The organism is Desulfonatronum thiosulfatophilum, assembly GCF_900104215.1.
GTDB classification, from domain to species: domain Bacteria; phylum Desulfobacterota; class Desulfovibrionia; order Desulfovibrionales; family Desulfonatronaceae; genus Desulfonatronum; species Desulfonatronum thiosulfatophilum.
Genome location: NZ_FMXO01000001.1, coordinates 298,306 through 324,416 on the forward strand (window position 1 = coordinate 298,306; position 26,111 = coordinate 324,416).

The following is a 26,111-nucleotide window of genomic DNA, read 5'->3' on the forward strand; positions in this document are numbered from 1 at the left end:
ATTGTATTGGAACTGTTCATCTGTCGGCTTGCATCCTCAGACAATGGCAGTTAATAGACTGCTTCCAGAGCGGTCAACCATCATTTTAACATTCCGGAATAACTAGACAATGAGTTCGCCACCCCTCCCGTCGCCCTCCAACGCCATCAAGGGAGTATTCTCCACGAAATGCCTTATTCCCGTGGGGTTTGGCCACACCAAAAAAAACACCGTCCAGAATCTTCTGGTATATGCCGTGGAGCAGGAGAACGACCAGATCTCCGTCCAGTCCCTGAACGATCGTTTCATGCCCACCGGCGCCTCCAGGCTAATCACCAAGGAAGAGCTTTTGAAAAACTACCTTCCGGAGCCGGATGTCTACTTTTCCAAAGTGATTCCGGTCATGCGCGAGGTGGAAAAGGGCGTGGCCCGTGGCGAACGGCACCTGCAACACAAGGAGGCCTTCAGCGCGGAGATGGAGTTCAAAAACGTTTTGCGCATCGACGAGGAGAACATCCGGGCCACCTTCGGCCTGGGACAATGCTATTTGTCCCGGGGCGACCGGGAACGCGGGGACATTGTCTTTCGCCGCCTGGTCCGTCTCAAGGGCGCCTTCCAGCCATGCCACAAGCACATGTTCAATGAATTCGGGATAGCGTTACGCAAGAACAAGATGTTCGCCCAGGCGTTGAAATACTATGCCCGAGCCATGCCCTTGTGCAAGAGTGATGAAAACCTGATGTTCAACATGTCCCGCATCTTCCATGAAAAGGGCCGCGACACTCTGGCGCTCAAATTCGTGATCAAGTCCCTGGAATTGAATCCGGCCATGCCGGAAGCCAATCAGTTCAAACTTTATCTGGAACAAAAGCTCCGGCGCTGATTCTTCATGACCACCATCTGGCCGTTGCTGAAGATCGCCCTGGCCTTCATCGCCATTCTCACGGGAATCCGTTTCAAGCTGGGCATCGGAACATCAATTCTGCTGGGCAGTCTGCTCTTGGCCCTGTTGTTCGGCGTCCAGCCTCTGGAATGGGCAACCATCGCCGCCATCGGCATCTATCACGAAAAGGTTCTCCTGCTGGGAGGGATCGTCCTGCTGATCCTGTACTTCAGCGACATCCTGGAACGATCCGGCCAAGGCCGCCGGATGATGAACCACATCTCCGGATTGCTGCACTGGCCACGGCCCAGGCTGGTTTTTTTTCCGGCCCTGATCGGCTTGCTGCCCATGCCCGGGGGTGCGATTTTCTCCGCGCCCATGCTCAAGGAGATCGCCGCCCCCTTCTCCATTTCCCCCCAGCGGTTCGTCCAGCTCAACTACTGGTTCCGCCATGTCTGGGAACTCTGCTGGCCGCTGTATCCGGGGATCATTCTGGCAGCCTTCATCGCGGATATTGCATTGTTTCGCCTGCTGATGTTCACTTGGCCCAGCCTGGTGCTGACCATCCTCCTGGGCTGGCTGTTCTTCCTTCGCCCCGGCGTTCTGCCGTTGACGGACCACGCGCCTGTCGCCGAGGTCAGTGAAAAAAGAAGTCTCGCCCCGTTGCTCCGGGAATCCCTGCCCCTGCTGATCGCCGTCTTCGGTTCCCTGGGGCTGGAAGGGCTGATCGCCCTCTTGAGTCCGGAGATACCCATGGAATGGGGCTTCATCATCGCTTTGTCCGCGGCCGTGACCTGTCTTGTCCTGCAGAACAGGCTGCCCGGAAGGATGCTCGTCACGGTGATCAAAAGTCCCCATGCCCTGCGGATGCTCTTTTTGGTGGCGGCCATTTTTGCCTTCAAGGCCGTATTGGAACAGGGAGGGATTGTCGACGCCCTTGCCGGATCAGTGTCCACACCCACGGCCCTGTTCTGGATCAGTGTTTTTTTGCCCTTCATCGTCGGCATGATTTCCGGTCTGACCGTGGCTTTTGTCGGCGGGGTCCTGCCCTTGATCATGGGCCTGGCCGCCAATCTGCACATCGAACAGACCACCGGTTACGTGGTCCTTGTCCTTTTCTCCGGTTTCATCGGTGTCTTGGCCTCGCCCTTGCATATCTGCCTGATATTGACCTGCGAATACTTTCACGCCCGCCTGGATGAAGTGCTGAAAAGCCTGGCCCTGCCCTGCGGAATCATGCTTCTGTTCGCGGTGGCTTACGCCAGGTTGATTATGGAATTTTGGTGAGGCAGCCGGTGCTTGTTTCCGTAGTCATCCCGGTCCACAACCGCCCGGCTGAGGTTCTCCGGGCGGTACGTTCGGTCCTGGGACAGAAAAACTTGCCGACCGGCCATTGCCTGGAAATCATCGTGGTGGACGACGGCAGCACGGATGCCACGCCCGAGGCCCTGCGGACCGTCAGGAATCCGCGTGTCCAGCTCATCCGGCACGAGACCAACCTGGGAGTTTCCGCGGCCCGAAATCGCGGTTTGGCGGCAGCCCAAGGGGAAATGCTGGCCTTGCTGGATTCGGATGACTGGTGGTTGCCGGAAAAAACGGCCGTCCACCTGCGCTGCCATCAGGCCGGCGGATGGCGGATCTCGCAGACCGACGAAATCTGGATCCGGCATGGGCGTCGCGTCAATCCGAAGGACAAACACGGCAAACCTGAAGGCTGGTTCCTGGAGCAGGCCCTGAAACTCTGTCTGATCAGCCCTTCCTGCGTACTCTTTGATCGCGAATTCTGGGACGAAATCGGCCCCTTCGACCCGCTTCTTCCGGCATGCGAGGACTACGACCTCTGGCTGCGCACGCTGGTGCGGCATCCTGTGGGACTATGCCCGCAAAAACTGGTCTGCAAGACCGGAGGGCACCCGGACCAGTTGTCCCGCAAAATCATCGGCCTGGACCTTTACCGCCTCCAGGCCATGGACAAACTGCTCCGGAACGCAAAAATGACGCCGCGGCAACGGGAAATGACACTCCGGGAACTTCGTGCCAAGGCGGCAATATATATCCAGGGCAGCCTCAAGCACGACAGGTCCGATGAAGCGCAGCGGGTCAAGGAGTGGCTGCGGCCGTGGCTGACGGAAATGAATGCCGAAACCCCTCGCCCGGACGTCGAAGGCATTACACGGACATGATCGAAACGATTATGCTCCGGCCATGATTTCGCGTTTACGCACGCCCTCTGCCTTGATGCGCTCCAGGAGTTCGGAAAGCACCGGCTTGACATGTTCGCGAACATCTCCGGCAACGATAATGAACAACAGGTCGTCCCCGGGCTGAAAGCGGCCGGATCTGGCTTCCACGACAATCCGGAAGATTCCGGGTTTCGCTGAATATTCACGGACCAGCTCCTGAATTTTTTCCTGATCCGGCGTCACTTCAAGGGCCGTGACATGTTGCTTGTCCTGCCTGGACCAGCTACGAACAGTGCCGTTATGGACCAGCACCATGCCCACATTGTCCGCGAAACCCGGTTTTTGCTTCAACTCAGCGATTGCCTTGCTGATATCCATGACTCGTCCTTTGGTTGAAATTTGTGTAACTGCTTAAATTGTCGGCACAGCCTGCGAGCAACCTGCTTTTCCAAGCTTCGAGCAATTAGAATTTAGTTCAGCAACATGCTGTTGATCTTATAAATCTGATAAGTCTTTGCTTCACAGTCCATTATCACCATGAAGGACACGAAAGGGACAGAGAAGGAAACATTGGCGAGAACTGCTCACATGTGATTTCTAGCTGGTGAATCGAGTTCCCATCCTTCCTGGCCTTCGTGCTCTTCGTGGTACCATCTGCTTTATTTTAGAATAATTACGTCGTTTGACAAGGGGTTTGCATGTACCTGCTTTCGGATATCTTGAAAAGTCTGTCCAGCATCGGGAACCCTCGCCTTGTGCACTCCGGCTTCGGCGTCTGGGTGGTCTGGAATAATAAGAATGCCAATACCACCATCCACCAGACCCTGATCCGGTTTGGCGGACAAAAAATCATCGTCTCCACAAACCAGAGTCTTTGGTTTTTTCAAGGCAGTCAGGTTTATCCGGCTTTGGCCAGGTTGTTGATTTGGGCCAGGATTCATCCCGAGCCGGTACTGATCCAGGTCTTGCCGGCCAAGATCCTCATAGGGGAATCCTTGCACGAACTCTCCGTGAGCATTCCAAATCAACTCAAAGAGCAAAAAGTCCAGCCCGGAGATTCATTGGATGTCTGGATTCATCCGGACCTTGTTCAACAAATCAAAACGTTTTCGGGATTGTCCACGGAGCAGCGGCCGCCCGCCTACGGCATGTCTTCCTTGAGTTGGCATACATTGATGGTTGATCCCGGATTTTCATTGGATGCTGATTTGAGCTGGTTATTCTTCGTCAAACCAGTGCAGGATACGGGCAATGAACATTACGCGTTGCGCTGGAAAAATTTCTACATGCGCCTGAAAGGGACACTGGATCGATTGGGCATCAGGTATATCTATCAACATCAGCTGCTTTTCTTCAAAATTGACGGACTGGCGTTGTTGACCACCTGGTGCAGAGATCTTCTGTCAATCATAGCGCAAGTCAAATCAGAAGACCCAAATCAGTATTGGCCCTGCCTCTACGATGCGCTCACACCCAATGGATTGGCTTTCACCGACGACCTGCCCAACAAGGTCGATTTGGACTGGGATTGTCTTCCTCCGGATGAGCCGCACCTTCCCTTGAGCGCGGGACTATTGCTTCGAGAGGATTTCGAAATCACCTTTCTGAATTCTGCCGGCACACTGAAGCTGGATTCCGTATGCCGGGTAACTTCACGGACCACCGGCCAGACGCAACGTCCAACCCTTGAGTTCCCGGTTTCGGCGGTCACCTCTGCGGGCAAAGAATTGCCGTGCTTCTATTGCGGCATGAAATCCCACCAGCTGTCCCAATGCCCGAGCCGACAGATCTTCAACCAGGATCAAGGCGTGTGGGATAAAATCGGCAGTCTGGACCACAAGGAGTTTGCCCAAGCCGTAAAGAAGCTGGATCAGGCCGTGGGAAACGGCAACCTGAGCACAAATCCGGACATTTTACTGGCCGAAGCCCCGGAAAATCTTTTCCTCAAGGCCGTCTTCGAGATCAATTTTCCCGTCCAACATCGCATGATCCGCCTTGTCTGGAGGTGCAGAGGCAAGGAGTTTCCGGACGGTCTGCGCCAGCTCACGCAGCCGGATGGCGAGTACGTTTGGGCGGCCCTTGAAAATGCACGGTCCAGGAACTATGCCCAAGCCGAACGCATGATGCAGCAGGCCGTTCTAAGGACGTCGAAGAACTACCAGCCACATGTGTTGCTTGGTTTCATCGCCCTGGAAACGGATAATCAACGGAAGGCCGAAGCCCACTGGAGGGATGCCCAGAACCTGAGCTACACCCCTCTGCAACAGGCCTACCTCCTTTTTTTAAAGGGCAGATTGCGCGAGATTCAGGGAGCATATGATCAAGCGCATGGACTTTACGGCGAAGCCCTTTCCTTCAGCCCGAAATGGCCGGAACCTCGGTATCGGCAAGGGGTCTGCATCACCAAGAAGGGTTTTCTGGATCAGGCCTGGGTACTTTTTTCAGAGCTTATGGCCGAAAACCCACACATTTTCAATCGCATCTTGATTGACCACGAACTGGAACGCGGTCGGTCCTTTCTGCTGACATCCCTGTCCGGCCCCTGGGCCGCGGCGCAACATAACGCTACAAGGGAACAAAATGACCTGCCTGGACTCAACACAAAACTGGCAACATGGTTTGAAGATGAAAACCCATTTCGTCGTGATGCCGAAGAGCGAATCAAACATTTGTCGGAAACAAAGGATGTCCAAAATTACGTGATGTTTTCCAGAACCCTCGCCGCCGGAAAGAATCTCCAGAAGGATACGGACAAGAAAATCAAGGAAGCTGTTGCCGCGATCAGGATCAGGGTCCGCGACAATATAGCCAGGATGCGTTCAATCTATGAAGAGATTTGTTATTTCCCCTTCCCCAGATTGATCCGCAAAACAAACAGCTATTACAACAAAGGCGGACGCATTCTTCAATCAATCAGCAAGATGGACCTGCATAACGGAAAAACATATCGGCAAGCACTGACGCAGATGCAGGAAGCTGAAGATATTCTCCAGAAAATGAGTAAACAAATGAAAAGCGTAAAGTTGATCCGAGAGAGTTCTCTCTTTGTGCTCTTCTTGTGCAAAAGATTCCTTTGGCTGGCTATCTTCGGCCTCTTGGCTTCGATTGTCGTGGTTCCCGTCCTCTTGCATTCCATTCAGCAGTCCGGATCAGTCTGGGCAACGGAATGGATTACGGATCAACGCTGGCAGGTCCAAAGAACCGTCAGCCTGATCATGGTCGTCATCAGCGGGACCATTGCCGCTGTCTGGACCAGCCTGGGGTACGAAAAGCAAAAACGGAAATACCTGGCCTCAAGACAACGCAGCAAGTGAACAATGAGCGCTTGTCGAGGAGTTTGCGAGGCAACTGTTCAATAACTCCGGGTGAACTACACCAAAACACCAGAACCCCGGCCTGCGCTGGGTGACGCCCGTAGGAACTCGTTAACGCGCCACTCCATTCCGTCATACCGGCGAAGGCCGGTATCCAGGCAGCACGGCCCCCCGATGATTGGTTGCCCGGCCTTAATGAGCAATTACTTTGCGAGGCTGCAAAATCAAGGCAAGCCGGACCTTGGTTGCGTAGTTGCTTTCCGGATTGGTGGTCCCGAAAAAAAAAAGCGGAACTCTTACGAGTTCCGCTTTAAACATCACATGCGAAAGATGGAAACTATACGCAACCTGTGGGCTTGGGAAGGCCGGCCATCTTACAGGCGCCTTTTCCAGGTCCGGACGGGAACAGTTCGTAAATGTGCTTCAGTTTGTATCCGGTCACTTTGGACAGGATGCGAACCATGGGCGCGATTCCATTCTTCTTGTAGTAATCCTGCAGGAAGTCAATGACCTTCTGGTGTTCATCGGTCAATTCCTTGATACCTTCGCTTTCCTTGACATATTCTACCCAATCAGGGTTCCAGTCTTCAAAGCGCTGCAAGAAACCATCTTCATCGACCTCAAAGTTATTTCCCTTGAATTCTACTGTTGCCATTGTCAATCCTCCTTAACAATTGTTAAAACTCGAAATGAATGTGCCGTGAGCACGACCTGGACCTTGTCAAAAAAATCACGGACGAAGTGTCCGAGATAGTCTGTAACGATAAAACATTCCTTCGAGACCAAATGAAAGTCCTTGAAAAACAACTTCATGGATTTCATTCACATGACCGGCTGAATCTATGGAGCTTGTAAAATACCAGAGATTTCTTGTCAATGCCGAATACCTTATCACCGAAAAACTGTCCGAAAAAGATGCTTTTGCCCATGGAACGGAATAACGAAAAGTGCGCTCTGCGAGGACTGAGCCGTCAAGCTGCTCTTCCGGACTGCAGTTCCAGAAGGTGGGTCCGGGCGAAACCTAAATTTGGATCGAGATCAAGGGCGGATTGCAACAGGTGTTCGGCTTCTTCCGTCCGGCCCTGGAATTTGACGCAAAGCCCCATGTTCGCCAAATCCATGGCGGAACCGCTATCAAGATTCAAGGCGCTCCTGAAGTCCGATTCGGCAAGGGCATATTCGCCCAGCTTGAAATTGGCCACACCTCGAAGGTTGAAATATTCCTTGACCTCTGGACAGAGACGTATCGCCCGGTCCAGATGCGGTATGGAAGCTGGCCAGCGCTGCTCCTGGCTCATGGCATAGCCCTGATAGAAGGCGGCAAGAGCCTGATCATCCTGCTGCTCCAAACCCTGCTCGCTCCGTGCAAGCAACTCCCTGGCTTCCTGAAAAGCTTCTCTGCGGATGGCCAACAAACCTCGAAAGAACACGGGGAACGCTGCCAATGGGTACATTTTTCGCAGCGTTTCCAGACCGGCTTGAGCCTGTTCGAAAGAGGACTCCTCGGCAAGCATGCGCCCGACAAAAAGCCCGATGGTGGAGTTCTGCGCCCTCTCGCGAAACTGAAAGCCTGGAATGAAGGAATAATGAGTCGGAACATTCAGTGCCGGTTGGATTGTCTGCACGCTGTAGGCCCGAAAATTCTGGTCCAACAACCCCTCGCAGAAACATTTCAGCTCGTCAAGAATGTCCTCACGACCAATATCCGGCAGACTTGCCAGCGCAACAGAATCTCCCCGTTCCAGCCAGGCAATTTGTTCCAGCTCGGTGAATTTCGAAAGCCCGGAAGCTTCATAATTGCTCCCAGTTTCGAAATCCCCCGCCAGTTGAGCCACTTCGGTCAGAGCCCGGATGGCCGCCTTGGCCGGAGTCGATGCGGTGCCCGCTGTGAAAACGATCTCGCTGCTGTCCGGAAACGTGGCCGGATCATAAGCGACCGCGGCAACGGTGGGTACGGGCAGCCCCAGGGAAAAATCCTTGAGTAAAACGACGATACCTTGGCGTTCAAACGCATTCAAAAGATCTCGCAGGACAGGGTCTTCAACACTGGCGGGATCGATGGTCGGCGTTTCCATCTGCCGGCGATCCACCACCGCACACACATGCCGCTCCACCAGTTCGCACAGACCCTGCAGAATCGACTCTTCTTCGGTGTTGCCGGCGGAAGATCCGTTAAATTCATTGATTTTCTTGAACCATTCCAAGGGGACAAGCATTTCCTGGCCGGTATCCAGACGGGTTGCCGGAACAAACCGCCAGGAAACCAGATCCATCAGAGCCCTGGCCCGCTCTTCGGCAATGTCTTCGGCAACCGAACCGGCGATTTCGGAAATCGGCAAAATCTTTCCCGGCCACTTGCGTTCCGCCTCGCTCCAAGTACAGGGAACGACATCCTGAACACCTTTCCAGAAGCTGAAGAAGCTGAATCGCTCGACAAGTTCCATCAGTGCCGAGGCCTCGGCCTGGATGGCGGAAGCGCCTTTGCCCATCTGTTTGCGTGTCGGCATGACCTGCCGCGCCATTTCACCACAGACGCTCAAATATACCGGGATTCCGAGCCGTCCGGTATCGATGCGCCTCGTCTCAGCAAGAATGTCTTCGCCAAAGACGGCCAGCGCCTTACGCACCCATTGGACGGTTTGTTCCGGAGAGCAGACTTTGTCCAGCTCCCGTGTGTGCCCTTTGGGACAGGGCTTCAGGTGAATGCTCATAACGGTCTCATGCGGTAAAACCAGAGTTCCTTTTCGGCCACATCGCCTCCAAACCCGAACTCATGAACCCGATCATTCTTGTATGGCATGGAAGAGCGTGAGATCTGAAAATAATTCTTGGCTGCCGCAAAAAATTTCGAGGAACGCCGGCTTGCATCCGCCGTGAGCAGAACTTCGCTCCGGCTGGTCGGTTCCAGGTGGTTGCGCAAAAAAGCCAACAACGGTTCAAAAAATTGTTCCCGGTAAAGCACCTCGGAACCGATGATCCGATGATAGCGACCAATGTGACCATTCTTGACAAAATCTATGGGGAGGACCTGGATGGATTCGCCAAGATTGTTTTGTAATGCGTTTATCCTGGCGAAGAGCAAGGCCTCTGGCACAATGTCGCTGACCACGACGGAGAACCCCTGCTTGGCTGCGAAAAGGCCTGCCAGACCAAGGCCGGCGCCGACTTCGAGAACACGTTCATCAGGACCGGGGATCAGGCGCTGCATGTAGATGGCCAATGGCAGAGAGGCCGGCCATATTTTCGCCCACAGCGGCAGCGCATCGAATCCGCCACCGGCCGTCCGCTCCAACTGCTCCTCGATGTAGCCCTCCATGTCGGTCACCTGAAGACATTCCACGACATCCTCACCAACGCGCACCTTCTCGAAATGAACCTTGTTTCTGGCGGAAACCACCGCCATAAGTTCTTCGAGGGTTCCTTCGCGGAGCAGGTGTTCGAGTTGTTGTGAGGAAAGAGAACGATTCAGAAGCTGCATTGGAACAAATCCTTCTAGCACTGCCGAGATGGTCGGTTCTTCAATGAGATGAAGCAAAGCAGGTGGAATATGGAATCGGGTGGAATAGCTGCTGGGGAGGAAAAGGTAAAACTGGAGCGGGAGACGGGATTTGAACCCGCGACTTCAACCTTGGCAAGGTTGCACTCTACCACTGAGTTACTCCCGCAAGAGATATGAAAAATGGAGGCGGCATCCGGATTTGAACCGGAGAATGGCGGTTTTGCAGACCGCTGCCTTACCACTTGGCTATGCCGCCGAAAAAAATTGGAGCGGGAAACGGGATTTGAACCCGCGACTTCAACCTTGGCAAGGTTGCACTCTACCGCTGAGTTATTCCCGCTCGAAGGGTTGTGTAAGTAGCCAAGAGCAGTCGGTCTGTCAAGGGCGGGAATGAAATAATGGAAATACGCGAATGTCTCTCCATCCCATTCCCCTAATGATGCAAATTTGTCACTACTCACTTTTCACAACAAGCACGGAGGGTTCGCTTGTCTCGATTTTCTGCATCGTCTGTCGGACTGAGCCAGGATTCGATCGTCGATCATTGCCAAGCGCCTGAAACGCCATTTGATGTTTATCTGAACAATGGTCCGATGTTACGAAGCCAGCGAAGCAGTAGCCAGTGAGTAGGAAAATCTTGCTGAAGAAAAGATGACGCTATGCCTTTCCATACACTGTTGGGGCGACCTGGCGCAGCCCCAGGTTCATTCCGGCGAGGCTTTCGGAATGACCGATCACCAGGTGCCCCAAGGGATGCAGATATTCAAGAAAGTTTCGGATCAGCCGTTCCTGCACGTCGCGCTCAAAATAGATCATGACGTTGCGACAGAAAATGATGTCCATGGGTTCTCGAAAGGCGAACTTTTCCATGAAGTTCAGGCGGCGAAAATGGATTCTTTCCCGCAAGGCGGGGATGATGCGAATCAATTTTTTGGAGCGGTCCTTGCTGCGCAGCAGATATTTTGTTCTGAGCTGGGCCGGAATGGAATTCAGCCTGTCGTCGGGATAGATGCCTTTGGCGGCCCGCTCCAATACCTGGGTGTTGATGTCCGTGGCCAAAATAAACCACCGGAACAGCGGATGATGCTCCATGAATTCCGCAAGAACCATGGCCAGGGTGTACGGTTCCTCCCCGGAGGAACATCCAGCGCTCCAGACCGCCAGTTCCCGCTCGTGTCCGTTGTTTTGCCACCAGGACGGAAGTACTGAGGAAGTGAGGTACTGGAAGTGGTGAGGTTCGCGAAAAAAGCTGGTCGTATTGGTGCTCAAGGCGTCGATGAGGTGCGGAATCTCACTCTCCGTACCTTTGGGGCTGAAAACGTATTCGCAGTACGCTCGGTAATCGGCAAGACCAAGGGCCCGCAACCGCCGCTGCAATCGCGCCTCCATCATGGTCTTTTTGGATGAAGGCATTTTGATGCCGCATTTATTCTGCACAAATTCGCTAAGCCGACGAAAATCGCGCTCCATCATGCTCCCCAACATGTCTTTGCCTCCATTTATCGACAAAACATCCCGATCCACCCCCTGAATGCGCCTAAAGCGGGACCCGAAAAGCAATTAGCCCTTTTTCAAGACGTCGACAACGGCTTTCCTTGCTGAGCCACTTTTAGTATGGTGAAAGTGGATGTATGACAACGGCACGACGCAAAGAACGCTCGTCGCCGTACATGAGCCATTACAGCAAAAAGGAGAAGCCCATGTCCAAGACAAAAGAGAATCTGAAGGAAGCGTTTGCCGGAGAATCGCAAGCCAACCGCAAATATCTTGCATTTGCCAAGCAGGCCGACAAAGAAGGGCATCATCAGGTTGCCCGGCTGTTCCGGGCTGTAGCCGAAGCTGAAACCGTCCATGCCCACGCCCATCTCAAGTTGCTGGGCGGCATCGGGACCACCGAAGAGAATCTCAGGGAAGCGTTGAGCGGCGAAACTCATGAATTTACGAAAATGTACCCCCAGATGATCGCCGAAGCGCAGGAAGAACAGCAGAAGGCAGTCGAGCGCGGTTTTCACTTCGCCAATGAAGTGGAAAAAATTCATGCTGGGTTATACGAAAAGGCCATGCAGAATCTGGGCAAACCCGCGGAAGTGGACATCCATGTCTGCAGCGTCTGTGGATATACAGTGGAAGGCGATGCTCCGGAAAAATGTCCGGTTTGCAATGCCATGCAGAAGGCATTTTTCAAGGTCGACTAATCCCCTCCAAGAGTCCCGCGGGCACAACGCTTCGCGGGACAGCTTCTTTCTCAGGCCGGTTTCGCCACCCCTCCCTGCTCTCCCGTCGCCACCTGCTTCAGGCGCAGGCTCAGCGACTTGATGACCTTGCGTGATACCGAAGGACTGTGGGCCAGCAGGCTCTCGAAGACATGGGGCGGGACCAGGAGGAGTTCGGAATCCTCCTTGGCCCGGGTTGCAACAATGTGGGAATGTTGCAGCAGGTATGCCGTCTCACCGAAAAACTGTCCCGGTTCCACATCTTCCAGGTGTGTGGCGACGTCAGGTTTTGATTCGTCGAAATACTCCACTCTTCCGGAATACAGGTAGAAGATTTCGCGGTGCCGATCACCCTGGCGATAGATTACCTCGCCGGCCCTGACCTTACGGGAATACTTGGAGAAGATGCGACGTGACCGGGTGAACAACCTCGTTTCCACTCGATTGCCGATTCCGCCGGAACCATTTTGCGGGTCGATGATTCGATCAAGAGCGAAAATATCCACCTGTCCGGCCACTTCCACGAATTGGGCAAACAGGAAGAAAAGCAAAAAAATCACATAAACCCACAGCAGCAAAAATATCACGGCACCCAGGGAGCCGTAGATGTAGTTGTAGGAAGCCAGAGTGATAAATTCAACGAAAATGACTCTCAGGCCGTGAATGGACAGTGTGAATAACCCGGCTCCCAGGAGGGCGTGCCATGTGTTCGGCTTCGCCAGAGGCAGAAATCGATAACATACGAAAATCAGGCCAAACACCAGCCCCAGCGGAACGATCCAGCCGGACAGATACAGCAGCGGTTCATAGACATGCTCCATCTGAATGATGACCTGCAATTGATTGTACAGAAAACGGATGATTATGTTGAACAGCGCCGACAGAAGCAGCAGGGTCAGCACCCCCGGCACCAGAACCATGGATAGCAGATTGCTCCACAGAAAATTCCTGGTCCGGCTGCTTGGAAAGATGACGTGAAAGGCGCTCTGGATGGAACTGATGATCAGGCGGCTGGTCCAGAGAAAGCCGAGAAAACCCAGACCGCTGATAGCCACCTGCGACTCGAAGATACCGATGGTCCGAAAAAAATCCTCGTTCAATTCTTCGTTGAACTCGGTGAGGAAGTTGAACAGCCGGTCGCTCAGCTCCGGGTTGTTGATCAGGGACATGTTCAGCAGGGAAATGACCAGCAGGATCAACGGCCCGATGGACAACAGGAAGTAGAAAGCCGCGGCTGAAGCGTGGCTTGTAAGTTGATTTTTCAAAAACTGGAGGACGGTGCCGTACGTGGTTTGCAGAAACCAGTTCAGCCCGTCCCCCAGCTTGTCGAAGGGAATTTTAAGCGATAGCCTCGGCCACACGATCTCCGACCTCGTCCGTGGTCATTCCCATCCGTCCGGCGCCCTGGCCGGCCATTGTCGGCAGGATGCCGATCACCGCTTGCTCCACGGCCTGCGCGGCCGCATCTTCCTTCAACTCGGTGAGCATCATTTGTCCGGCCAGAATCGCAGCCAAAGGATTGGCCTTGCCCTGTCCGGTATATTTCGGAGCGGATCCGCCGATGGGTTCGAACATGGACACCCCTTCAGGGTTGATGTTTCCGCCGGCCGCGATCCCCAGCCCGCCCTGGGTAATGGCTCCGAGATCGGTAATGATGTCCCCGAACATGTTGTCCGTGACGATGACGTCGAACCATTCCGGGTTCTTGACCATCCACATGCAGGTGGCGTCCACGTGGGCGTAGTCCAGTTCCACCTGGGGATAGTCCTTGGCCAGTTCGTGAAAAACCCGATCCCAGAGACCGAAGGCAAAGGTGAGCACGTTGGTCTTGCCGCACAGGGTCAGCTTCTTGCGCGGCCGAGCAGCGGCCAGTTCAAAGGCGTAGCGCAGGCAGCGCTCCACGCCCATGTAGGTATTCACGGATTCCTGCACCGCGATCTCGTGCACCGTGCCCTTGCGCAGACACCCTCCGCTGCCAGCGTAAAGCCCTTCGGTATTTTCCCGGACCACGACATAGTCGATCTGCTCCGGCCCCTTGTCCTTGAGCGGGCATTCGACCCCGGGATAGAGTTTCACCGGACGCAGGTTGATGTACTGATCCAGGGCAAAACGAATCTTCAGCAGAATGCCCTGCTCCAGGATGCCCGGCTTGACGTCGGGATGACCGATGGCTCCGAGGTAGATGGAATCCAGTCCGCGCATCTCCTCCAGCACGGAGTCCGGCACGGTTTCCCCGGTCTTGAGGTAGCGTTCGCCGCCCAGGTCGATATGATTCCAGTTGATCTTGAATCCAAACCTGGCTCCGGCCGCATCCAGCACCTTGCGGCCCTGCATGGTCACTTCCGGCCCAATGCCGTCCCCGGGAAACCAACCGATATTATAACTGCGCATGTCGTTGCACCTCCATTTGCGATACATAAGAATTTATTCAGCGAGGACAAACTTCCCCTGCTTCAGACGGCCATTTTTCTCCGGACGTATCCCACCAGCCCGCCCTGGGCCAGGATGTCCTGCATGAACCGGGGGACCGGGGTGCAGGGGATGTCCCTGTCCTGGTCCAGGTTGCGGATCAGCCCCTTTTCGGCGTCCACTTCCAGGCGATCGCCCTCCCGGATATCGTTCACGGCATCGCCGATTTCCAGCAGGGTCAGCCCCATGTTGAAACCGTTGCGATAGAAGATCCGGGCGAAACTGTGCGCCAGGACCACCGGCATGCCCGCGCCGAGAATGGCGATGGGTGCGTGCTCCCGGGATGATCCGCAGCCGAAATTCGGCCCGGCGACCAGGATATCGCCCTGCGTGACACGGTTGATCCAGCCCGACTCCAACCCCTCGAAGCAGTTCTTGCCCAGTTCCAGGGGATCCGTGGTCACCAGGAACCGTGCCGGGATGATGGCGTCCGTATCAATGTTGGCTCCGACCTTGCGGGCCGCTCCAGTGTAGATCATGTCAGTTCCCCTTCTCGATTTCAGCTGGATGGCAGATATGTCCGGTCACGGCCGTGGCAGCGGCCACAGCTGCTCCGGCCAGATAGACCTCGCTCTCCAGGCTGCCCATGCGGCCTTTGAAATTGCGGTTGGTGGTGGCCAGAACCTTTTCCCCGGACGCCAGGATGCCCATATGCCCGCCCAGACATGGCCCGCAGGTGGGCGGTCCGACCACGGCTCCGGCATCCATGAAGATTTCCAGGAGTCCCTCGCGCAGGGCCTGCTTGTAGATCATGGGCGTGGCCGGAAGGACGATCAGGCGCAGCCCCTTGGCCGCCTTGCGGCCTTTGAGCAGCTCGGCCGCCCGGCGCAGATCGCTGATCCGTCCATTGGTGCAGGAACCGATGACCACCTGATCCACTGCCACGGAGGAGACTTCTTCCACGGGCCGGACGTTGTCCGGCAGATGCGGGCAGGCCACCTGGGGCGACAGCCCGGAAACGTCGAAGGTCAGCTCCTGCTCGTAGATCGCGCCGGGATCCGGAACAATATGCGCCGGATCCTTGCGGCCCGCGGCCCGGGCATAGGCCACGGTCTTCTCGTCCGCGGCGAACAATCCGACTTTGCCGCCGGCCTCGATGGCCATGTTGGCCATGGTCATCCGCCCTTCCACGTCCATGTCCCGGATCACCGGGCCGTCGAATTCCAGCGCCTTGTAGGTGGCGCCGGCCACGCCGATCCGGCCGATCAGCAGCAGGATCAGATCCTTGGCTTCCAGGTATTGGGGCATGGTTCCGGTGAACGTCGCTCGGATGGTCGGCGGCACCTTGAACCATGTTTCGCCCAGGGCCATGGCCCCGGCCACGTCCGTGCTGCCCATGCCCGTGGCGAACGCGCCCAGCCCGCCGTACGTGCAGGTGTGGCTGTCCGCGCCCACCACCACGTCTCCCGGCCCGACCAGCCCAAGTTCCGGCAGCAGGGCGTGCTCCACGCCGGATTCGCCGCCGTCATAGAAATGGGTGATGCCCATGCGCCTGGCAAAATCCCGGACGACTTTAACCTGTTGGGCCGAATCAATATCCTTGTTCGGCGTGAAATGATCGCAAACCAGGACAACCTTTTCCGGATCGAAGACCTTTGTCGCGCCCATGGCCTCAAAGGACTTGATGGCCAGAGGCGCGGTGATGTCGTTGGCCAGGACCAGCGACACCCTGGCCTGCACGATCTGACCCGCTCCGGTGATCGTGTCGTCGGTGTGACCTTGCAGTATCTTTTCCGCTAGGGTCTGGGGCATATTTTTTCCTCCTGCTTTTTGGCGATACGGTTCAATGCGTTCAGGTACGCCTTGGCGCTGGCCACGATAATGTCCGGATCCGCGCCGCGTCCGACAGCCGAGGCGCCGTTTTCCTCGATGCGTACGGTCACCTCGCCCTGGGCGTCCGTGCCACCGGTAATGGCGTTTACGGAGAACTGCAACAATTTCGGGTTGCGCCCGCAGACCTTGGCAATGGTGTGGAACACCGCGTCCACCGGTCCGACGCCGAAATCCGCCAGCTGTTTTTCCTCGCCGTCCACCTCCAGTTTCATGGCCGCGGTGGGAATGGCCATGTTCCCGGACATCACGCTCAGGTAGACCAGCTTGTACTTGTCCGGAATGCGGTAGATCTCCTCCAGCACCAGGGCCTCAATGTCCTCGGTGGCGATCTGTTCCTTCTTGTCCGCCAGACGCTTCAGGGCCTGAAAAACCAGGTCCAGCTGGGCCTCGTCCAGCCGGTATCCCAGCTCCTCAAGACGCGATTTCAGGGCGTGTCGGCCCGAATGCTTGCCCAGCACCATTTCCGTTCCGGAGCGGCCGATGCTCTGCGGGGTCATGATCTCGTACGTGGAACGGTGCTTGAGCATGCCGTCCTGGTGAATGCCGGACTCATGGGCAAAGGCGTTGTCGCCGACCACGGCCTTGTTCGCCGGGATGGGCCGGCCGATGATCAGGGAGAGCAGTCGGCAGGACGGAAAAAGCTGCTCGGTTTTGATGTTCGTGGTCAGGTTGTAGACGTCCTTGCGCACGTTCAGGGCCATGACCACCTCTTCCAGGGCGGCGTTGCCGGCCCGCTCGCCGATGCCGCTCAAGGTCACCTCGGCCTGCCGGGCTCCGGCTCGCAGAGCCGCAAGGGTATTGGCCACTCCCAGCCCGAGGTCGTTATGGCAATGCACGCTGAACACGGCCTGGTCGCTGTTGGGCACCTTTTCCAGGAGATGGCGGATCAGGGCGCCGAACTCGTCCGGCTGGGCATAGCCCACAGTGTCGGGAATGTTGATCGTCCGCGCTCCGGCAGCAATGACCCGTTCCACGACCTTGGCCAGAAAATCCCAGTCCGAGCGGGAGGCGTCCTCGGCCGAGAATTCCACGTTGGATGTATGTTTGACCGCGTACCGCACCGCAGCTTCAGCCATTTCCAGAACCTGATCCGGGGTTTTGCGCAGCTTGTATTCCATGTGCAGCGGGGACGTGGCCAGAAAGGTATGGATGCGCGGATTTGCGCCGTCCTTGATGGAATCCCAGGCCCGGTCGATATCCGCGGGAGTGGCCCGGCACAGGCCGGCGACCTGGCACTCCTTGACGGTCCGGCTGATGGCCTGCACCGCCTCGAAATCACCCTGGCTGGCAGCGGGAAAGCCGGCTTCGATGATATCCACGCCCAGGGACTCAAGCTGCCTGGCCAGACGAATCTTTTCCGGCATGTTCATGGTCGCGCCGGGTGACTGCTCTCCGTCGCGCAAGGTGGTATCGAAAAAAAGAACTCGTGAATTACTCATGACGTCCTCACAATATATTGAAAATGATGTAAAAAAAATGACATGTTGCCACGAACATAAGTAACTGCGCAACAAGCCTTGAGCAAGTTGCGAATATATCCGGATGTAAGATCCGACAAGACGAGACGTTGAACTCGTATCGTCTTGCGCAGTAAATTAAAGAATGTTGCGGCGTATTTCCGGAAGAAAACCTGAATCCTGAACACGTGAAGCCAAACGCGATGGTGTCGACCGTGAAGTGTTCACGAAGCAAGAAATGAATCAGGATATGAGGGGGAAGGATTGGTTACGGGAGTTCATTTGGGGACTCCCGTAGCAGACGAAGCTTGCGAAAGGGTAGAATCAGGAAAGAAAGAACCAGTCCGGAAATCAGGTAGGTGAGAAAGAACATGAACCCGATAACCTTCGGTTCGGAGGCGATGACCACGAGCATGAGCATGGCCACGACCGTGGTTCGGAAAGGATGCGTGCGCATGCCTTCGAATTCTTTCAAGGACAGGTACCGGACCCTGCTGACCATCAGGAACGAGAGGACATAGACCAAAGTCAGGGTCAGGACGCCGAATCTGTCTTCAAGAAAGCCGGGGGAAACGGTGCTGAACAGAACCAGTGTCGCCAGCACGCAGGCTGCCGCGGGGATGGGCAGACCGATAAAATATTTTTGGGATACCTTGCCAGACTGTACGTTGAACCTGGCAAGGCGCAACGCGCCGCAGGCCACCAGGAGGAAGGAAGCCACAAGGCCGAGGCGGCCGTAGTTCTGGAGCTGCCACATGTAGACCATGATGGCCGGAGTGACGCCGAAAGCAACCAGATCGGCCAGGGAATCCAACTGAACCCCGAATTCGCTGGTGGAACGGGTCAGCCGGGCAACCATCCCGTCCAGACCGTCCAGCACGCAGCTCACCAGAATCGCCAGGGCGCAATGGACGAACAGTCCTTCAATGGCCCAGACAATTCCCAGGAAACCGGAAAACAGACTGGCTGTGGTGAACAGGTTGGGGAGGAGGTAAACTCCTTTGCAGATCGGCTGGTTCTGGCGATTCACGATGCCTCGGGAAGATTTGGTTGGGCTTTCAGCTTGGCCATGACGGTCAAACCGGCAAAGGTTTTTTGCCGTTGCGTCACGCAAAGTTCATATTCTTCCGGCAGATAAAGGTCAACCCTGGACCCAAATTTGATCAGGCCGATGCGCTGGCCCCGGGTCACTTCATCACCCTCTTCGGCCCAGCAGACGATCCTGCGGGCCACCAGCCCGGCAATCTGCACCATTGTCCAGCCATGTCCGAACTCGTCCACGATCCGGAACTGGTTGCGTTCATTATCTTCCGAAGCCTTGTCCAGGGACGCGTTCAGAAACTTTCCGGCGAAATAGGTGATTTTTTCAACCTTCCCCGTCACGGGAGTCCTGTTCACGTGCACGTTGAAGACGTTCATGAAGATGGAGACCTTCTGCCGCGTCTTTCCCGTTGCCGGATCAACGGCCAGCCCGATAAAAACGATTTTCCCGTCAGCCGGAGCTATCGCCAAGCCCGGTTCCCGCGGGGTGACCTGCTCGGGGTCCCGGAAAAAATTCAGGGTCAGAATCGTCAGGATCAAACCCACAAGCGCCGGAATGGTCCAGCCCATGATCGCCATGGTCAAGGTCACGAAGACTCCCAACCCGATGTATGGAAACCCTTCCTTGCAGACCCCCGGTCTGGATTGAAGCATCAATTACCTCTTTATTCGAATTAATAATTAGATTCGCCGAACCTCAACCGCAAGAATTTTTCTATTTAACCAATCCGGTCCGCAAGTCAAACAAGTCGTTGAAAAGTCGTCGAAATCGTTGCGTCCACATTTACAACAGGGCATGAATTACGGGGAGAGATACTCTCGCAACGCCTCCATCCGCTTCTGAGCCTCGAAATAGCCGATGTCGTACAGGTCATAAAGCTTCTTAGGTGTTCTGCATATCCGGCCAATTCCGAGAGTCGTAGCCGGCCGAATGACAAATGCCTCGTCTCGGACCTCCATTTCTTCGATCAGATCCATTGTCTCATTATAGACATGGTTCCGGCGGGTTAATATTCGAACCAGTCCCGGATAATCAGGATACCAGATCCGCCACGGCAACTGGAAGCCGTTTGTTTTTTTCCTGTAGCCCCGCGCCTGGGTCAGCACGATCACCCGCTTTGCATCTCCTTCAGCCATGCTTTTGCGGATAGGCACGGCGTCGGCGATGCCGCCGTCCATGACCATGCGTCCTTGGTATTGTATCGGTTTTGCGATCAGCGGCAGGCTGGCCGTGGCCTGAAACACCGTATCCACCCCCTCCACCGTGTTCGCGAATTCCTTTTTTTCCACATGCACGGCTTCTCCGGTCAGGCAATCCGTCATGCCGACAAAGAAGGTGATCGGGCTGTCCCGGAAAACTGCATAATCAAAGGGCACGATGAAGTGCGGAATTGTCCTGAAGATGAACTCCATGCCGAACAGATCCCCGCCTCGGAGCAGCCGCATCCAGCTCAGGTATCGGGAATCGTTCACGAACGAGATATTGACGATCCGGTTCCGCTCAGGCTGTCGGGCAACATAGTTTGCGCCGCTGCACGCGCCCATGGAGACGCCGTAGATGTTGGCGAACCATAATCCCTCATCAACGAATCGCCTGAGCACCCCGGAGGTGAACACGCCCCGCAAGCCACCGCCTTCCAACACCAATCCGGCATCGATCATCATCTCTCCGTGACGTGAACAAGCAAAAACCGCACGGATAACGGATACCTCGTGCGGTTAAAATTGAACATGGCGTCCCGCATGAAAACGAGGCACCGATAAATACCGTCAGGTATTTGCCTGATGCGGGCTTATCTAGATTTCGATTCAATATCAACAAGATGAAGCTTATACTGCTTAATCGGGATCACAATCGTCACTGCGATGCCCTGTAGTATTCCATGGCCTCCGGCAAAAGCTTTCGAATTTCCTCGATTCTGCGGCTGTCCGCCGGGTGGGTGCTCAAGAATTCAGGAGCCTGCGCCCCGCCTTTTTCCGCCGTCATCCGTTCCCAGAACCGCGGCGCCTCTTCCGGGTTGTATCCGGCCATGGCCATGAATATTAAACCCAGATGATCCGCCTCTCGCTCATGCAACCGGCTGAACGGCAGCAGCACTCCGACCTGAGCGCCGGCGCCGAATGCGGCCATGAACAACTCCTGCGTGGCGGCCGGTCGTTGACTCAAGGCCGTGGCCAGGGCAAGGCCGCCCAGTTGGGTCAGCAGCCCCTGACTCATTCGTTCATTGCCGTGATCCGCCACCACGTGGGCGATTTCATGCCCCATGATCACCGCGAGACCGTCTCTGTTCTGCGCGATCGGGAGAATCCCCGTGAAGATGACGACCTTGCCTCCAGGCATGGCGAAGGCATTGACGGAGTCATCCTCAACAAGACTGAAATCCCAATTGTAATTGGCGACATCATCCCCTCTGCCCAGTTCGCGCATATATGCTTCCACCGCCCAGGCGATGTCCTGCCCCACTTCCCTCACCATCCTGACTTTTTCAACGTCACCGGACAGCTTGTGCTCGGCCATAAAGTGAGTGTGCTGCTCCTGGCTCATGGCAGCAAGCTGGTCCGAGGGAACAAGCTGCAACTGGGTACGCCCAGTTACGGGAACCGTGGCACAGGCCGCGACCAGCAGAAACAAAAGCGAAATCATGACTATTTGCAATTCACGCATCAACCGCCTCCTTGACCTTTCTCCATTTGAGCGTCCGCAGGATTGTTCCCCTTCGCCAACCACTGATCATTTAATCTCGGCTGCACTCGGTTCGACCTTGTCGGCGTCCATTCAACCGAGCGGAAGTGCGAATGATCATCATCCTAAATAGTTGTCTTTAGGAAAGGAAAGTCAAGGCGGATCGGGTCCTATTGCATAATTGAAAGCTATCACGATAACGAGTTGTTTCACGAAGAGTATTGCCCACAGATCGACACATAAGGATTTTCATCTGCGTAAAATTAAAAGAAACAGGGTGACATCCCCAAGCAGCCGGATGCTCATTTGATCAAGCCGGACTTTTCCGCATTTTCAGCAAACCTTTGGCCGTATGTTCCAGGGCGTGCAGGAATGAAAAAACCTGAAGCAGCTTGTGCAGGTTGAAGCGTTTGGTGACGCCGGCGGATCGGAGTTCCTCAAGGCGCAGGTCGAATCTCCGCACCGCGTCCGCCAGATCGTTCAAGACGGCTTCCCGCCCCTCTCCGATCGAAACCATCACTTCCCGGATCACACGGGCCAGACTCCGCACTTCCTGGGCCATGATGATGTCATACCCTTCGCCTTCTTCGAAATTATTGAGCACGTTCTGCATGGAGCGCATTTGTTCGACGCAGTTTTCCAGAGCCGTTACCTTCTGGCTCAACGTGGCGGTATCCTCTGAAGATAGCAGACGCTCGTGGCGAATCGCCTTGTTCAGCAGTTCCCTGCTCTGCAGCGACTTGGCGCTGATATTGTCCAGCAGGTCCCGATTCACTGTGGTCTGTCTGGAAAGAAAGGCTTCCACCAGGGTATCGTGGCAATGCGCCGCTTCGGCAAAATGGGACCGCAACTGTTCCCGAAGCGTGGTTCCGGCGCGGCGCGGCCAGACCAGCACCGTGACCAGGAAGGCGCTGCTCACGCCGATGCCGATTTCCAGAATCCTGTACAGACCGAACAACACCCGCTGTTCCTCCTCGCTGCCGGCAACCACGATGATCACCACCGTAATGGCCGCCATCAGGTAGCGCGGGTTGTATCTGGTCATGTAGGCGCAAAAGCCCACGGACAGAAAAAGCCCCAGCGCCGTCTGCCAGCCGGGCTCCGGGAAGGCCAGGATCGCGGCGATGCCGATCAGCGCGCCCATCACGGTGCCCGTCAGCCTGTACCAGCACATCTGGACCGAATCGGCCACATTGATCTGCATCACGATCACCGCCGACAGCACGCCCCAGAAGCCGTATTCCAGATCGAACACGAACACCACGGCATACGCCAGAACAGCGGCCAGACCCGTCTTCAGGCCATGGCGCAGATGATCCGGAGAGATCCGGGTAAACAACGTTTTTCGAGATATCACACGGCAACCTCCACTATTTCGTCGCCCCCCGGTTTCGCTTTTCAACCGAGAAAGAGCAAGCCCGGCGTTTTTGGCTTGACGATGCATGTCTCAATATGCATCTTCTTGGGATATCAACGATCCCATTACGACTTTACGCTTATTTCACGTAATCTCACCAGACTTCCATGGAGGCATTCACATGAGTTCCAGCACGCACCTTGTCTGTCCATCCTGTGCCAGCGTGAACAAGGTGGATTCGGATCGTATCGGGAAGGGAGTCTGCGGACGGTGCAGGTCGCCTCTTTTCGAGCCGAGGCCCATTGAGTTGTCCGGGGACTCTTTTCATCGGTATATCACCAGGACGGACATCCCTGTTCTGGTGGATTTCTGGGCGCCCTGGTGCAGTCCGTGCAAGATGATGGCTCCGGCCTTCGAGGAAGCGGCACGCGCCCTGTTTCCAAAGGTGCGTCTCGCCAAGCTCAATACCCAGGATGCGCCGCAAATCGGTCAGGAATTCGGCATCCAGTCAATACCGACCATGGTCATTTTCCGGAATGGAAAGGAGAAAGCACGATTCTCCGGAGCCGTCGGCGCCTCGCAAATAGAACAATGGGTTATGGGCCAAATCTGACGGAACCAATTGATCAGAGATCCGGCACCGCATGAAGTGCCGGTCCTTCATTTAAAAATCGAAGCCCGAAGCCATAATCTGACTCCAGAATTCAAGCAACCCCGCGTATTTCCCGCACCGCAGTTAATTTAATCCCTCAATGCTGAACAGACCGGGGTAGCTGACGATGACGCCTTGCGGGGAAAATTCCAGAGTTCCAGTATAGCCGGCGCTTGGCGACTGGTATTCGTATTTCGTTTCTGAAATCCGCTTGTAGCTCTGCGGAAGAACCTCAAACCTCAGCTGGGGAAAAGCCAGATAAGCGGCGGGCGCTTGCGCTTCCTCACCAATACGCAACCTCAGACGCCGAACCGGAAGGAAATTCGTAGCGGGAGTGAAGCCAAGATCCAGGTCCACACAGCCTGCCAACTGTGGCTGCTCCACACCGTTCACTGTCCACATCCCGTGACCGATGACACAGACTTGCAAGTCCACTACCGTATCGCCGACCCATCCCGCGACCACCGCCTCCCGTGTCTGAAATGCCGGATCCGCAAGTACCTCGTAGCGAAGCTGGCAAACCTGCTTCCCTTCAAGGAATACAGCCATGCCTCGCAAGGTCCAGCCCTGCTTGCTTTGTGCGAACCGGCAAGCATCGTGGCCAGGCATATCCAGTCTACGCCATAAGACGGCAATGGACTTGTTCATACGGTCTTATAGGCTCGTCGCGTGAATTGCCTGTTGGCATCAGCTATTTCATATTGGCTAAACACGTGAACCCCGTGTCGTCGCAATAGAGCTGTTGTAACGCCCATGCCAGTTGTTTTTTTACCTGAGAAGCTGCCGTCATAAATGGCTGAACTTCCACACGATGGACTGAATTCCGCCAGCATTGCGATTTCAATGCCGAACTTTTTGCATAACACCAAGACACGAGATGCACCAGACAGAAAAATCGAGTCACCCTGTCGCCGTTTATATCGACAACTTCGGCTTCACCATTCATCACGCAATACCCATCGCCTTTCAGGATTTCCGCTGGACTTCTGGGAATGCCCATCCCGGCCTCAACCTCGGGACAGATAAAATCAAGTAGTTTAGTTAAATATTCTGTTTCTAGAGGTGGCTTCTTTGTTTCCTCACCTTCTTCTTCAGCTTCATTCAACCATTGCGCGGGCGTGCCTTATTTGAAGAGTGTAAAAATTTTCCCCACGCTTTTTTGATGTCTTATTTGCCTTTCTGAAGAGTCCCTTGAAACTTTCTAAAACCAATACAATTCCATCTTTTCAATTGAAAGAGCCATGGAGCGATTTGTTGGCGTTCTTGCCGACCAATCGGTCATAGCAAGATGGGTGACTAATGCAATTAATGTTCTTGATGGTCAGAATATTTGGATTCTGTTTCATATTCATTCGAAAGGCTAACTGTCAGCTCACAGGCGGGTAGGAGCGCCAGCGGATTCCCGTCCTGTGCAGCGTCATGTTAGAGGAAACTTGGCCACTCCGCTGTCAGGTTTTCTACTCTGCCGCAGCACCACCCAAGTATCAATCGAGTACTGTCCATCCTGGGGGTCTCAAACAAATCTGTACTCAGTGGCTGGCATTTCAGCGCATCACAGAATGCAGAGAAGTCCGCGCGCCACCTTGATTTAGGGCAAAATGAATGGACAAGCATTACCGCTACTGGAGCGTGAAATGCTCGGGCGGTGAGTAGCGCGGAAACGGTACGATGAAGAAGTTGATACCGGACCCTGCCGGGGAACGGTTCATCACGGCCCAGCTCCCGCTCAAGGAAGGCGATGCGGTCCAACTGGCCTTTCGAAGCCTGGGCCTTCTTCTCCTTCAGGGTTGGACCGAACGTCTCGTCAACCTTTGCTTCGACCCCGAGAATGACCAACCCTTGCGCATTGCGAGTAATCGCCATCACGTCAGTCTGTGACGCAGTTCCGCCCCCCGGCAGCGCAACTTCCCATTCAGGGATTGCGACCAGCAGCTCCAAACCGGCAAGCGCGGGATCATTCGCAGATTCAAGGGCCGCTCTTATATCTGCAGGAAGATTCGGTTCGGCAGCCTCCCAACACGCAGCGGCCGACATAGCGGAACGCCCCTTCTTCCAGTGAATCTTTGGCTTGCCAAGCAAGCGCTGCCAGTCGCCGCTACTCTGGGTCGGTACGAAGATTCGTTTCAAAAAGACACTCCGTTTACCCTAACGCCTGCATTGTTTGGGATTGGACCGAGCTAATCTATTGAATTTCCCCCCCTGAATTCAACTCCCCAATATTTCAACATCTTCTCCCAGGACATCTTCTAAGTAGTCTGCCCTGAAAATAGATCAACTATTTAAAATTGTTTGACATTTTTTCTATTTCGTAGTACATTTTCAACCAGTTACTGCAGTATTTCTGTAATAAGCCGGTCGAAAAATCACTGATTTTGGAGTGACTATGAAGGCGAAAAAGAAAAATTGTAATCAAGGCAACTTCCTCTATCCGGATTTGTTGAAACAACTCAATCCCCATCATTCTCTGCTTCAACTGGCTAAACAGATCCCTTGGCAGCACTTCGATGATGAGTTTACGGTTTACTACAGCGAGAAAGGGCGCCCAGCA

Annotated in this window: 25 protein-coding genes and 3 tRNA genes; 7 read left to right on the forward strand and 21 right to left on the reverse strand. The window is 55.0% G+C overall.

What is annotated here, in order from left to right:
• Positions 1 to 109: 109 nt before the first annotated feature.
• From BLP93_RS01405 to BLP93_RS01415, 3 genes are read left to right on the forward strand one after another with little or no spacing between them, the layout of a single operon-like run.
• Entirely contained in the window at positions 110 to 862 is a 753-nt protein-coding gene (locus tag BLP93_RS01405; protein WP_092116448.1) for a tetratricopeptide repeat protein, read from the forward strand.
• A 6-nt stretch (positions 863 to 868) separates the two neighbouring features.
• A complete protein-coding gene (locus BLP93_RS01410; protein WP_092116450.1) occupies positions 869 to 2,149 on the forward strand; it encodes a DUF401 family protein in 1,281 nt (426 codons plus the stop codon).
• Positions 2,146 to 3,045, forward strand: coding sequence for a glycosyltransferase family 2 protein (locus BLP93_RS01415; RefSeq protein ID WP_244148610.1), 900 nt, complete (start codon positions 2,146 to 2,148; stop codon positions 3,043 to 3,045). The genes BLP93_RS01410 and BLP93_RS01415 overlap by 4 nt, the downstream gene beginning before the upstream one ends.
• A gap of 9 nt (positions 3,046 to 3,054) precedes the next feature.
• On the opposite strand, the gene BLP93_RS01420 is transcribed toward BLP93_RS01415, so the two are convergent.
• On the reverse strand, positions 3,055 to 3,423 hold the full coding sequence (locus tag BLP93_RS01420) for a molybdenum cofactor biosynthesis protein MoaE (protein ID WP_092116454.1): 369 nt from the start codon (positions 3,421 to 3,423) through the stop codon (positions 3,055 to 3,057).
• Between the two features lie 320 nt (positions 3,424 to 3,743).
• Here BLP93_RS01420 and BLP93_RS01425 point away from each other — a divergent pair, with 320 nt between their 5' ends.
• Entirely contained in the window at positions 3,744 to 6,359 is a 2,616-nt protein-coding gene (locus tag BLP93_RS01425) for a tetratricopeptide repeat protein (RefSeq protein WP_092116456.1), read from the forward strand.
• Positions 6,360 to 6,696: 337 nt separating this feature from the next.
• Here the strand turns inward: BLP93_RS01425 and BLP93_RS01430 are convergent, their stop codons facing one another.
• From BLP93_RS01430 to BLP93_RS01460, 7 genes are all read right to left on the reverse strand, one after another.
• Positions 6,697 to 7,014 (reverse strand): TusE/DsrC/DsvC family sulfur relay protein, encoded by a 318-nt coding sequence (locus BLP93_RS01430; protein WP_092116458.1) that lies wholly within the window; start codon positions 7,012 to 7,014, stop codon positions 6,697 to 6,699.
• A 316-nt stretch (positions 7,015 to 7,330) separates the two neighbouring features.
• On the reverse strand, positions 7,331 to 9,070 hold the full coding sequence (locus tag BLP93_RS01435) for a YcaO-like family protein (RefSeq protein ID WP_092116460.1): 1,740 nt from the start codon (positions 9,068 to 9,070) through the stop codon (positions 7,331 to 7,333).
• Complete coding sequence (locus BLP93_RS01440) at positions 9,067 to 9,837, reverse strand: class I SAM-dependent methyltransferase (protein ID WP_092116462.1); 771 nt, start codon at positions 9,835 to 9,837, stop codon at positions 9,067 to 9,069. The genes BLP93_RS01435 and BLP93_RS01440 overlap by 4 nt, the downstream gene beginning before the upstream one ends.
• Before the next feature lie 112 nt (positions 9,838 to 9,949).
• A tRNA-Gly gene (locus BLP93_RS01445) sits at positions 9,950 to 10,024 on the reverse strand.
• A gap of 15 nt (positions 10,025 to 10,039) precedes the next feature.
• Positions 10,040 to 10,114 (reverse strand) — tRNA-Cys (locus BLP93_RS01450).
• Positions 10,115 to 10,123: 9 nt separating this feature from the next.
• A tRNA-Gly gene (locus BLP93_RS01455) sits at positions 10,124 to 10,198 on the reverse strand.
• Positions 10,199 to 10,515: 317 nt separating this feature from the next.
• Positions 10,516 to 11,343, reverse strand: a complete 828-nt coding sequence (locus BLP93_RS01460; protein WP_092116464.1) for a CheR family methyltransferase — start codon at positions 11,341 to 11,343, stop codon at positions 10,516 to 10,518.
• A gap of 215 nt (positions 11,344 to 11,558) precedes the next feature.
• Between BLP93_RS01460 and BLP93_RS01465 the strand changes: the two genes are divergently transcribed.
• A complete protein-coding gene (locus BLP93_RS01465; RefSeq protein ID WP_092116466.1) occupies positions 11,559 to 12,053 on the forward strand; it encodes a rubrerythrin family protein in 495 nt (164 codons plus the stop codon).
• A gap of 50 nt (positions 12,054 to 12,103) precedes the next feature.
• Here BLP93_RS01465 and BLP93_RS01470 read toward each other — a convergent pair whose 3' ends face one another.
• From BLP93_RS01470 to BLP93_RS01515, 10 genes are all read right to left on the reverse strand, one after another.
• On the reverse strand, positions 12,104 to 13,432 hold the full coding sequence (locus tag BLP93_RS01470) for a YhjD/YihY/BrkB family envelope integrity protein (protein WP_092116468.1): 1,329 nt from the start codon (positions 13,430 to 13,432) through the stop codon (positions 12,104 to 12,106).
• On the reverse strand, positions 13,410 to 14,462 hold the full coding sequence (locus BLP93_RS01475) for a 3-isopropylmalate dehydrogenase (protein ID WP_092116470.1): 1,053 nt from the start codon (positions 14,460 to 14,462) through the stop codon (positions 13,410 to 13,412). Before BLP93_RS01475 ends, BLP93_RS01470 begins: the two co-directional genes overlap by 23 nt.
• Positions 14,463 to 14,524: 62 nt before the next feature.
• Complete coding sequence (locus BLP93_RS01480; RefSeq protein WP_092116472.1) at positions 14,525 to 15,019, reverse strand: 3-isopropylmalate dehydratase small subunit; 495 nt, start codon at positions 15,017 to 15,019, stop codon at positions 14,525 to 14,527.
• A 1-nt stretch (position 15,020) separates the two neighbouring features.
• Positions 15,021 to 16,292, reverse strand: coding sequence for a 3-isopropylmalate dehydratase large subunit (locus BLP93_RS01485; protein WP_092116474.1), 1,272 nt, complete (start codon positions 16,290 to 16,292; stop codon positions 15,021 to 15,023).
• Positions 16,277 to 17,812, reverse strand: coding sequence for a 2-isopropylmalate synthase (locus BLP93_RS01490; RefSeq protein WP_092116476.1), 1,536 nt, complete (start codon positions 17,810 to 17,812; stop codon positions 16,277 to 16,279). Before BLP93_RS01490 ends, BLP93_RS01485 begins: the two co-directional genes overlap by 16 nt.
• 286 nt (positions 17,813 to 18,098) lie before the next feature.
• Positions 18,099 to 18,860 (reverse strand): CDP-diacylglycerol--serine O-phosphatidyltransferase, encoded by a 762-nt coding sequence (gene pssA / locus BLP93_RS01495; RefSeq protein WP_092116478.1) that lies wholly within the window; start codon positions 18,858 to 18,860, stop codon positions 18,099 to 18,101.
• The gene (locus BLP93_RS01500; protein WP_092116480.1) at positions 18,857 to 19,525 is read right to left on the reverse strand and encodes a phosphatidylserine decarboxylase family protein; all 669 of its coding nucleotides are present in this window, start codon (positions 19,523 to 19,525) and stop codon (positions 18,857 to 18,859) included. Before BLP93_RS01500 ends, pssA begins: the two co-directional genes overlap by 4 nt.
• A 147-nt stretch (positions 19,526 to 19,672) precedes the next feature.
• Entirely contained in the window at positions 19,673 to 20,536 is an 864-nt protein-coding gene (locus BLP93_RS01505) for a patatin-like phospholipase family protein (protein WP_092116482.1), read from the reverse strand.
• A gap of 193 nt (positions 20,537 to 20,729) precedes the next feature.
• A complete protein-coding gene (locus BLP93_RS01510) occupies positions 20,730 to 21,536 on the reverse strand; it encodes a M48 family metallopeptidase (RefSeq protein ID WP_092116484.1) in 807 nt (268 codons plus the stop codon).
• A gap of 328 nt (positions 21,537 to 21,864) precedes the next feature.
• On the reverse strand, positions 21,865 to 22,911 hold the full coding sequence (locus tag BLP93_RS01515) for an FUSC family protein (RefSeq protein ID WP_161946151.1): 1,047 nt from the start codon (positions 22,909 to 22,911) through the stop codon (positions 21,865 to 21,867).
• Between the two features lie 181 nt (positions 22,912 to 23,092).
• On the opposite strand from BLP93_RS01515, the gene trxC reads away from it, so the two are divergent.
• Positions 23,093 to 23,524 carry a thioredoxin TrxC gene (trxC, locus tag BLP93_RS01520; RefSeq protein WP_092116488.1) on the forward strand — a complete coding sequence of 144 codons (432 nt, stop codon included), beginning with the start codon at positions 23,093 to 23,095 and terminating at the stop codon, positions 23,522 to 23,524.
• Between the two features lie 123 nt (positions 23,525 to 23,647).
• Here trxC and BLP93_RS01525 read toward each other — a convergent pair whose 3' ends face one another.
• Together BLP93_RS01525 and BLP93_RS17620 are read right to left on the reverse strand one after the other, a co-directional pair.
• A complete protein-coding gene (locus BLP93_RS01525) occupies positions 23,648 to 24,211 on the reverse strand; it encodes a putative glycolipid-binding domain-containing protein (RefSeq protein WP_092116490.1) in 564 nt (187 codons plus the stop codon).
• Positions 24,208 to 24,429, reverse strand: coding sequence for a 2-thiouracil desulfurase family protein (locus BLP93_RS17620; protein ID WP_425248209.1), 222 nt, complete (start codon positions 24,427 to 24,429; stop codon positions 24,208 to 24,210). The genes BLP93_RS01525 and BLP93_RS17620 overlap by 4 nt, the downstream gene beginning before the upstream one ends.
• 11 nt (positions 24,430 to 24,440) lie before the next feature.
• Here BLP93_RS17620 and BLP93_RS17625 point away from each other — a divergent pair, with 11 nt between their 5' ends.
• Positions 24,441 to 24,599, forward strand: coding sequence for a hypothetical protein (locus tag BLP93_RS17625; RefSeq protein ID WP_425248207.1), 159 nt, complete (start codon positions 24,441 to 24,443; stop codon positions 24,597 to 24,599).
• Between the two features lie 386 nt (positions 24,600 to 24,985).
• On the opposite strand, the gene BLP93_RS17630 is transcribed toward BLP93_RS17625, so the two are convergent.
• A complete protein-coding gene (locus BLP93_RS17630; protein ID WP_092116492.1) occupies positions 24,986 to 25,690 on the reverse strand; it encodes a DUF6946 family protein in 705 nt (234 codons plus the stop codon).
• Between the last annotated feature and the right edge of the window lie 421 nt (positions 25,691 to 26,111).

Coding starts and splice junctions, on each gene's coding strand:
- BLP93_RS01490 (WP_092116476.1), bottom strand. CDS start 17,812: ATGAGTAATTCACGAGTTCTTTTTTTCGATACCACCTTGCGCGACGGA.
- BLP93_RS01460 (WP_092116464.1), bottom strand. CDS start 11,343: ATGTTGGGGAGCATGATGGAGCGCGATTTTCGTCGGCTTAGCGAATTT.
- BLP93_RS01420 (WP_092116454.1), bottom strand. CDS start 3,423: ATGGATATCAGCAAGGCAATCGCTGAGTTGAAGCAAAAACCGGGTTTC.
- BLP93_RS01480 (WP_092116472.1), bottom strand. CDS start 15,019: ATGATCTACACTGGAGCGGCCCGCAAGGTCGGAGCCAACATTGATACG.
- BLP93_RS01440 (WP_092116462.1), bottom strand. CDS start 9,837: ATGCAGCTTCTGAATCGTTCTCTTTCCTCACAACAACTCGAACACCTG.
- BLP93_RS01510 (WP_092116484.1), bottom strand. CDS start 21,536: ATGCGTGAATTGCAAATAGTCATGATTTCGCTTTTGTTTCTGCTGGTC.
- BLP93_RS17625 (WP_425248207.1), top strand. CDS start 24,441: ATGCACCAGACAGAAAAATCGAGTCACCCTGTCGCCGTTTATATCGAC.
- BLP93_RS01525 (WP_092116490.1), bottom strand. CDS start 24,211: ATGAACAAGTCCATTGCCGTCTTATGGCGTAGACTGGATATGCCTGGC.
- BLP93_RS01500 (WP_092116480.1), bottom strand. CDS start 19,525: ATGCTTCAATCCAGACCGGGGGTCTGCAAGGAAGGGTTTCCATACATC.
- BLP93_RS01405 (WP_092116448.1), top strand. CDS start 110: ATGAGTTCGCCACCCCTCCCGTCGCCCTCCAACGCCATCAAGGGAGTA.
- BLP93_RS01475 (WP_092116470.1), bottom strand. CDS start 14,462: ATGCGCAGTTATAATATCGGTTGGTTTCCCGGGGACGGCATTGGGCCG.
- BLP93_RS01465 (WP_092116466.1), top strand. CDS start 11,559: ATGTCCAAGACAAAAGAGAATCTGAAGGAAGCGTTTGCCGGAGAATCG.
- BLP93_RS01435 (WP_092116460.1), bottom strand. CDS start 9,070: ATGAGCATTCACCTGAAGCCCTGTCCCAAAGGGCACACACGGGAGCTG.
- BLP93_RS01505 (WP_092116482.1), bottom strand. CDS start 20,536: ATGATGATCGATGCCGGATTGGTGTTGGAAGGCGGTGGCTTGCGGGGC.
- trxC (WP_092116488.1), top strand. CDS start 23,093: ATGAGTTCCAGCACGCACCTTGTCTGTCCATCCTGTGCCAGCGTGAAC.
- BLP93_RS01410 (WP_092116450.1), top strand. CDS start 869: ATGACCACCATCTGGCCGTTGCTGAAGATCGCCCTGGCCTTCATCGCC.
- BLP93_RS01425 (WP_092116456.1), top strand. CDS start 3,744: ATGTACCTGCTTTCGGATATCTTGAAAAGTCTGTCCAGCATCGGGAAC.
- BLP93_RS01485 (WP_092116474.1), bottom strand. CDS start 16,292: ATGCCCCAGACCCTAGCGGAAAAGATACTGCAAGGTCACACCGACGAC.
- BLP93_RS01430 (WP_092116458.1), bottom strand. CDS start 7,014: ATGGCAACAGTAGAATTCAAGGGAAATAACTTTGAGGTCGATGAAGAT.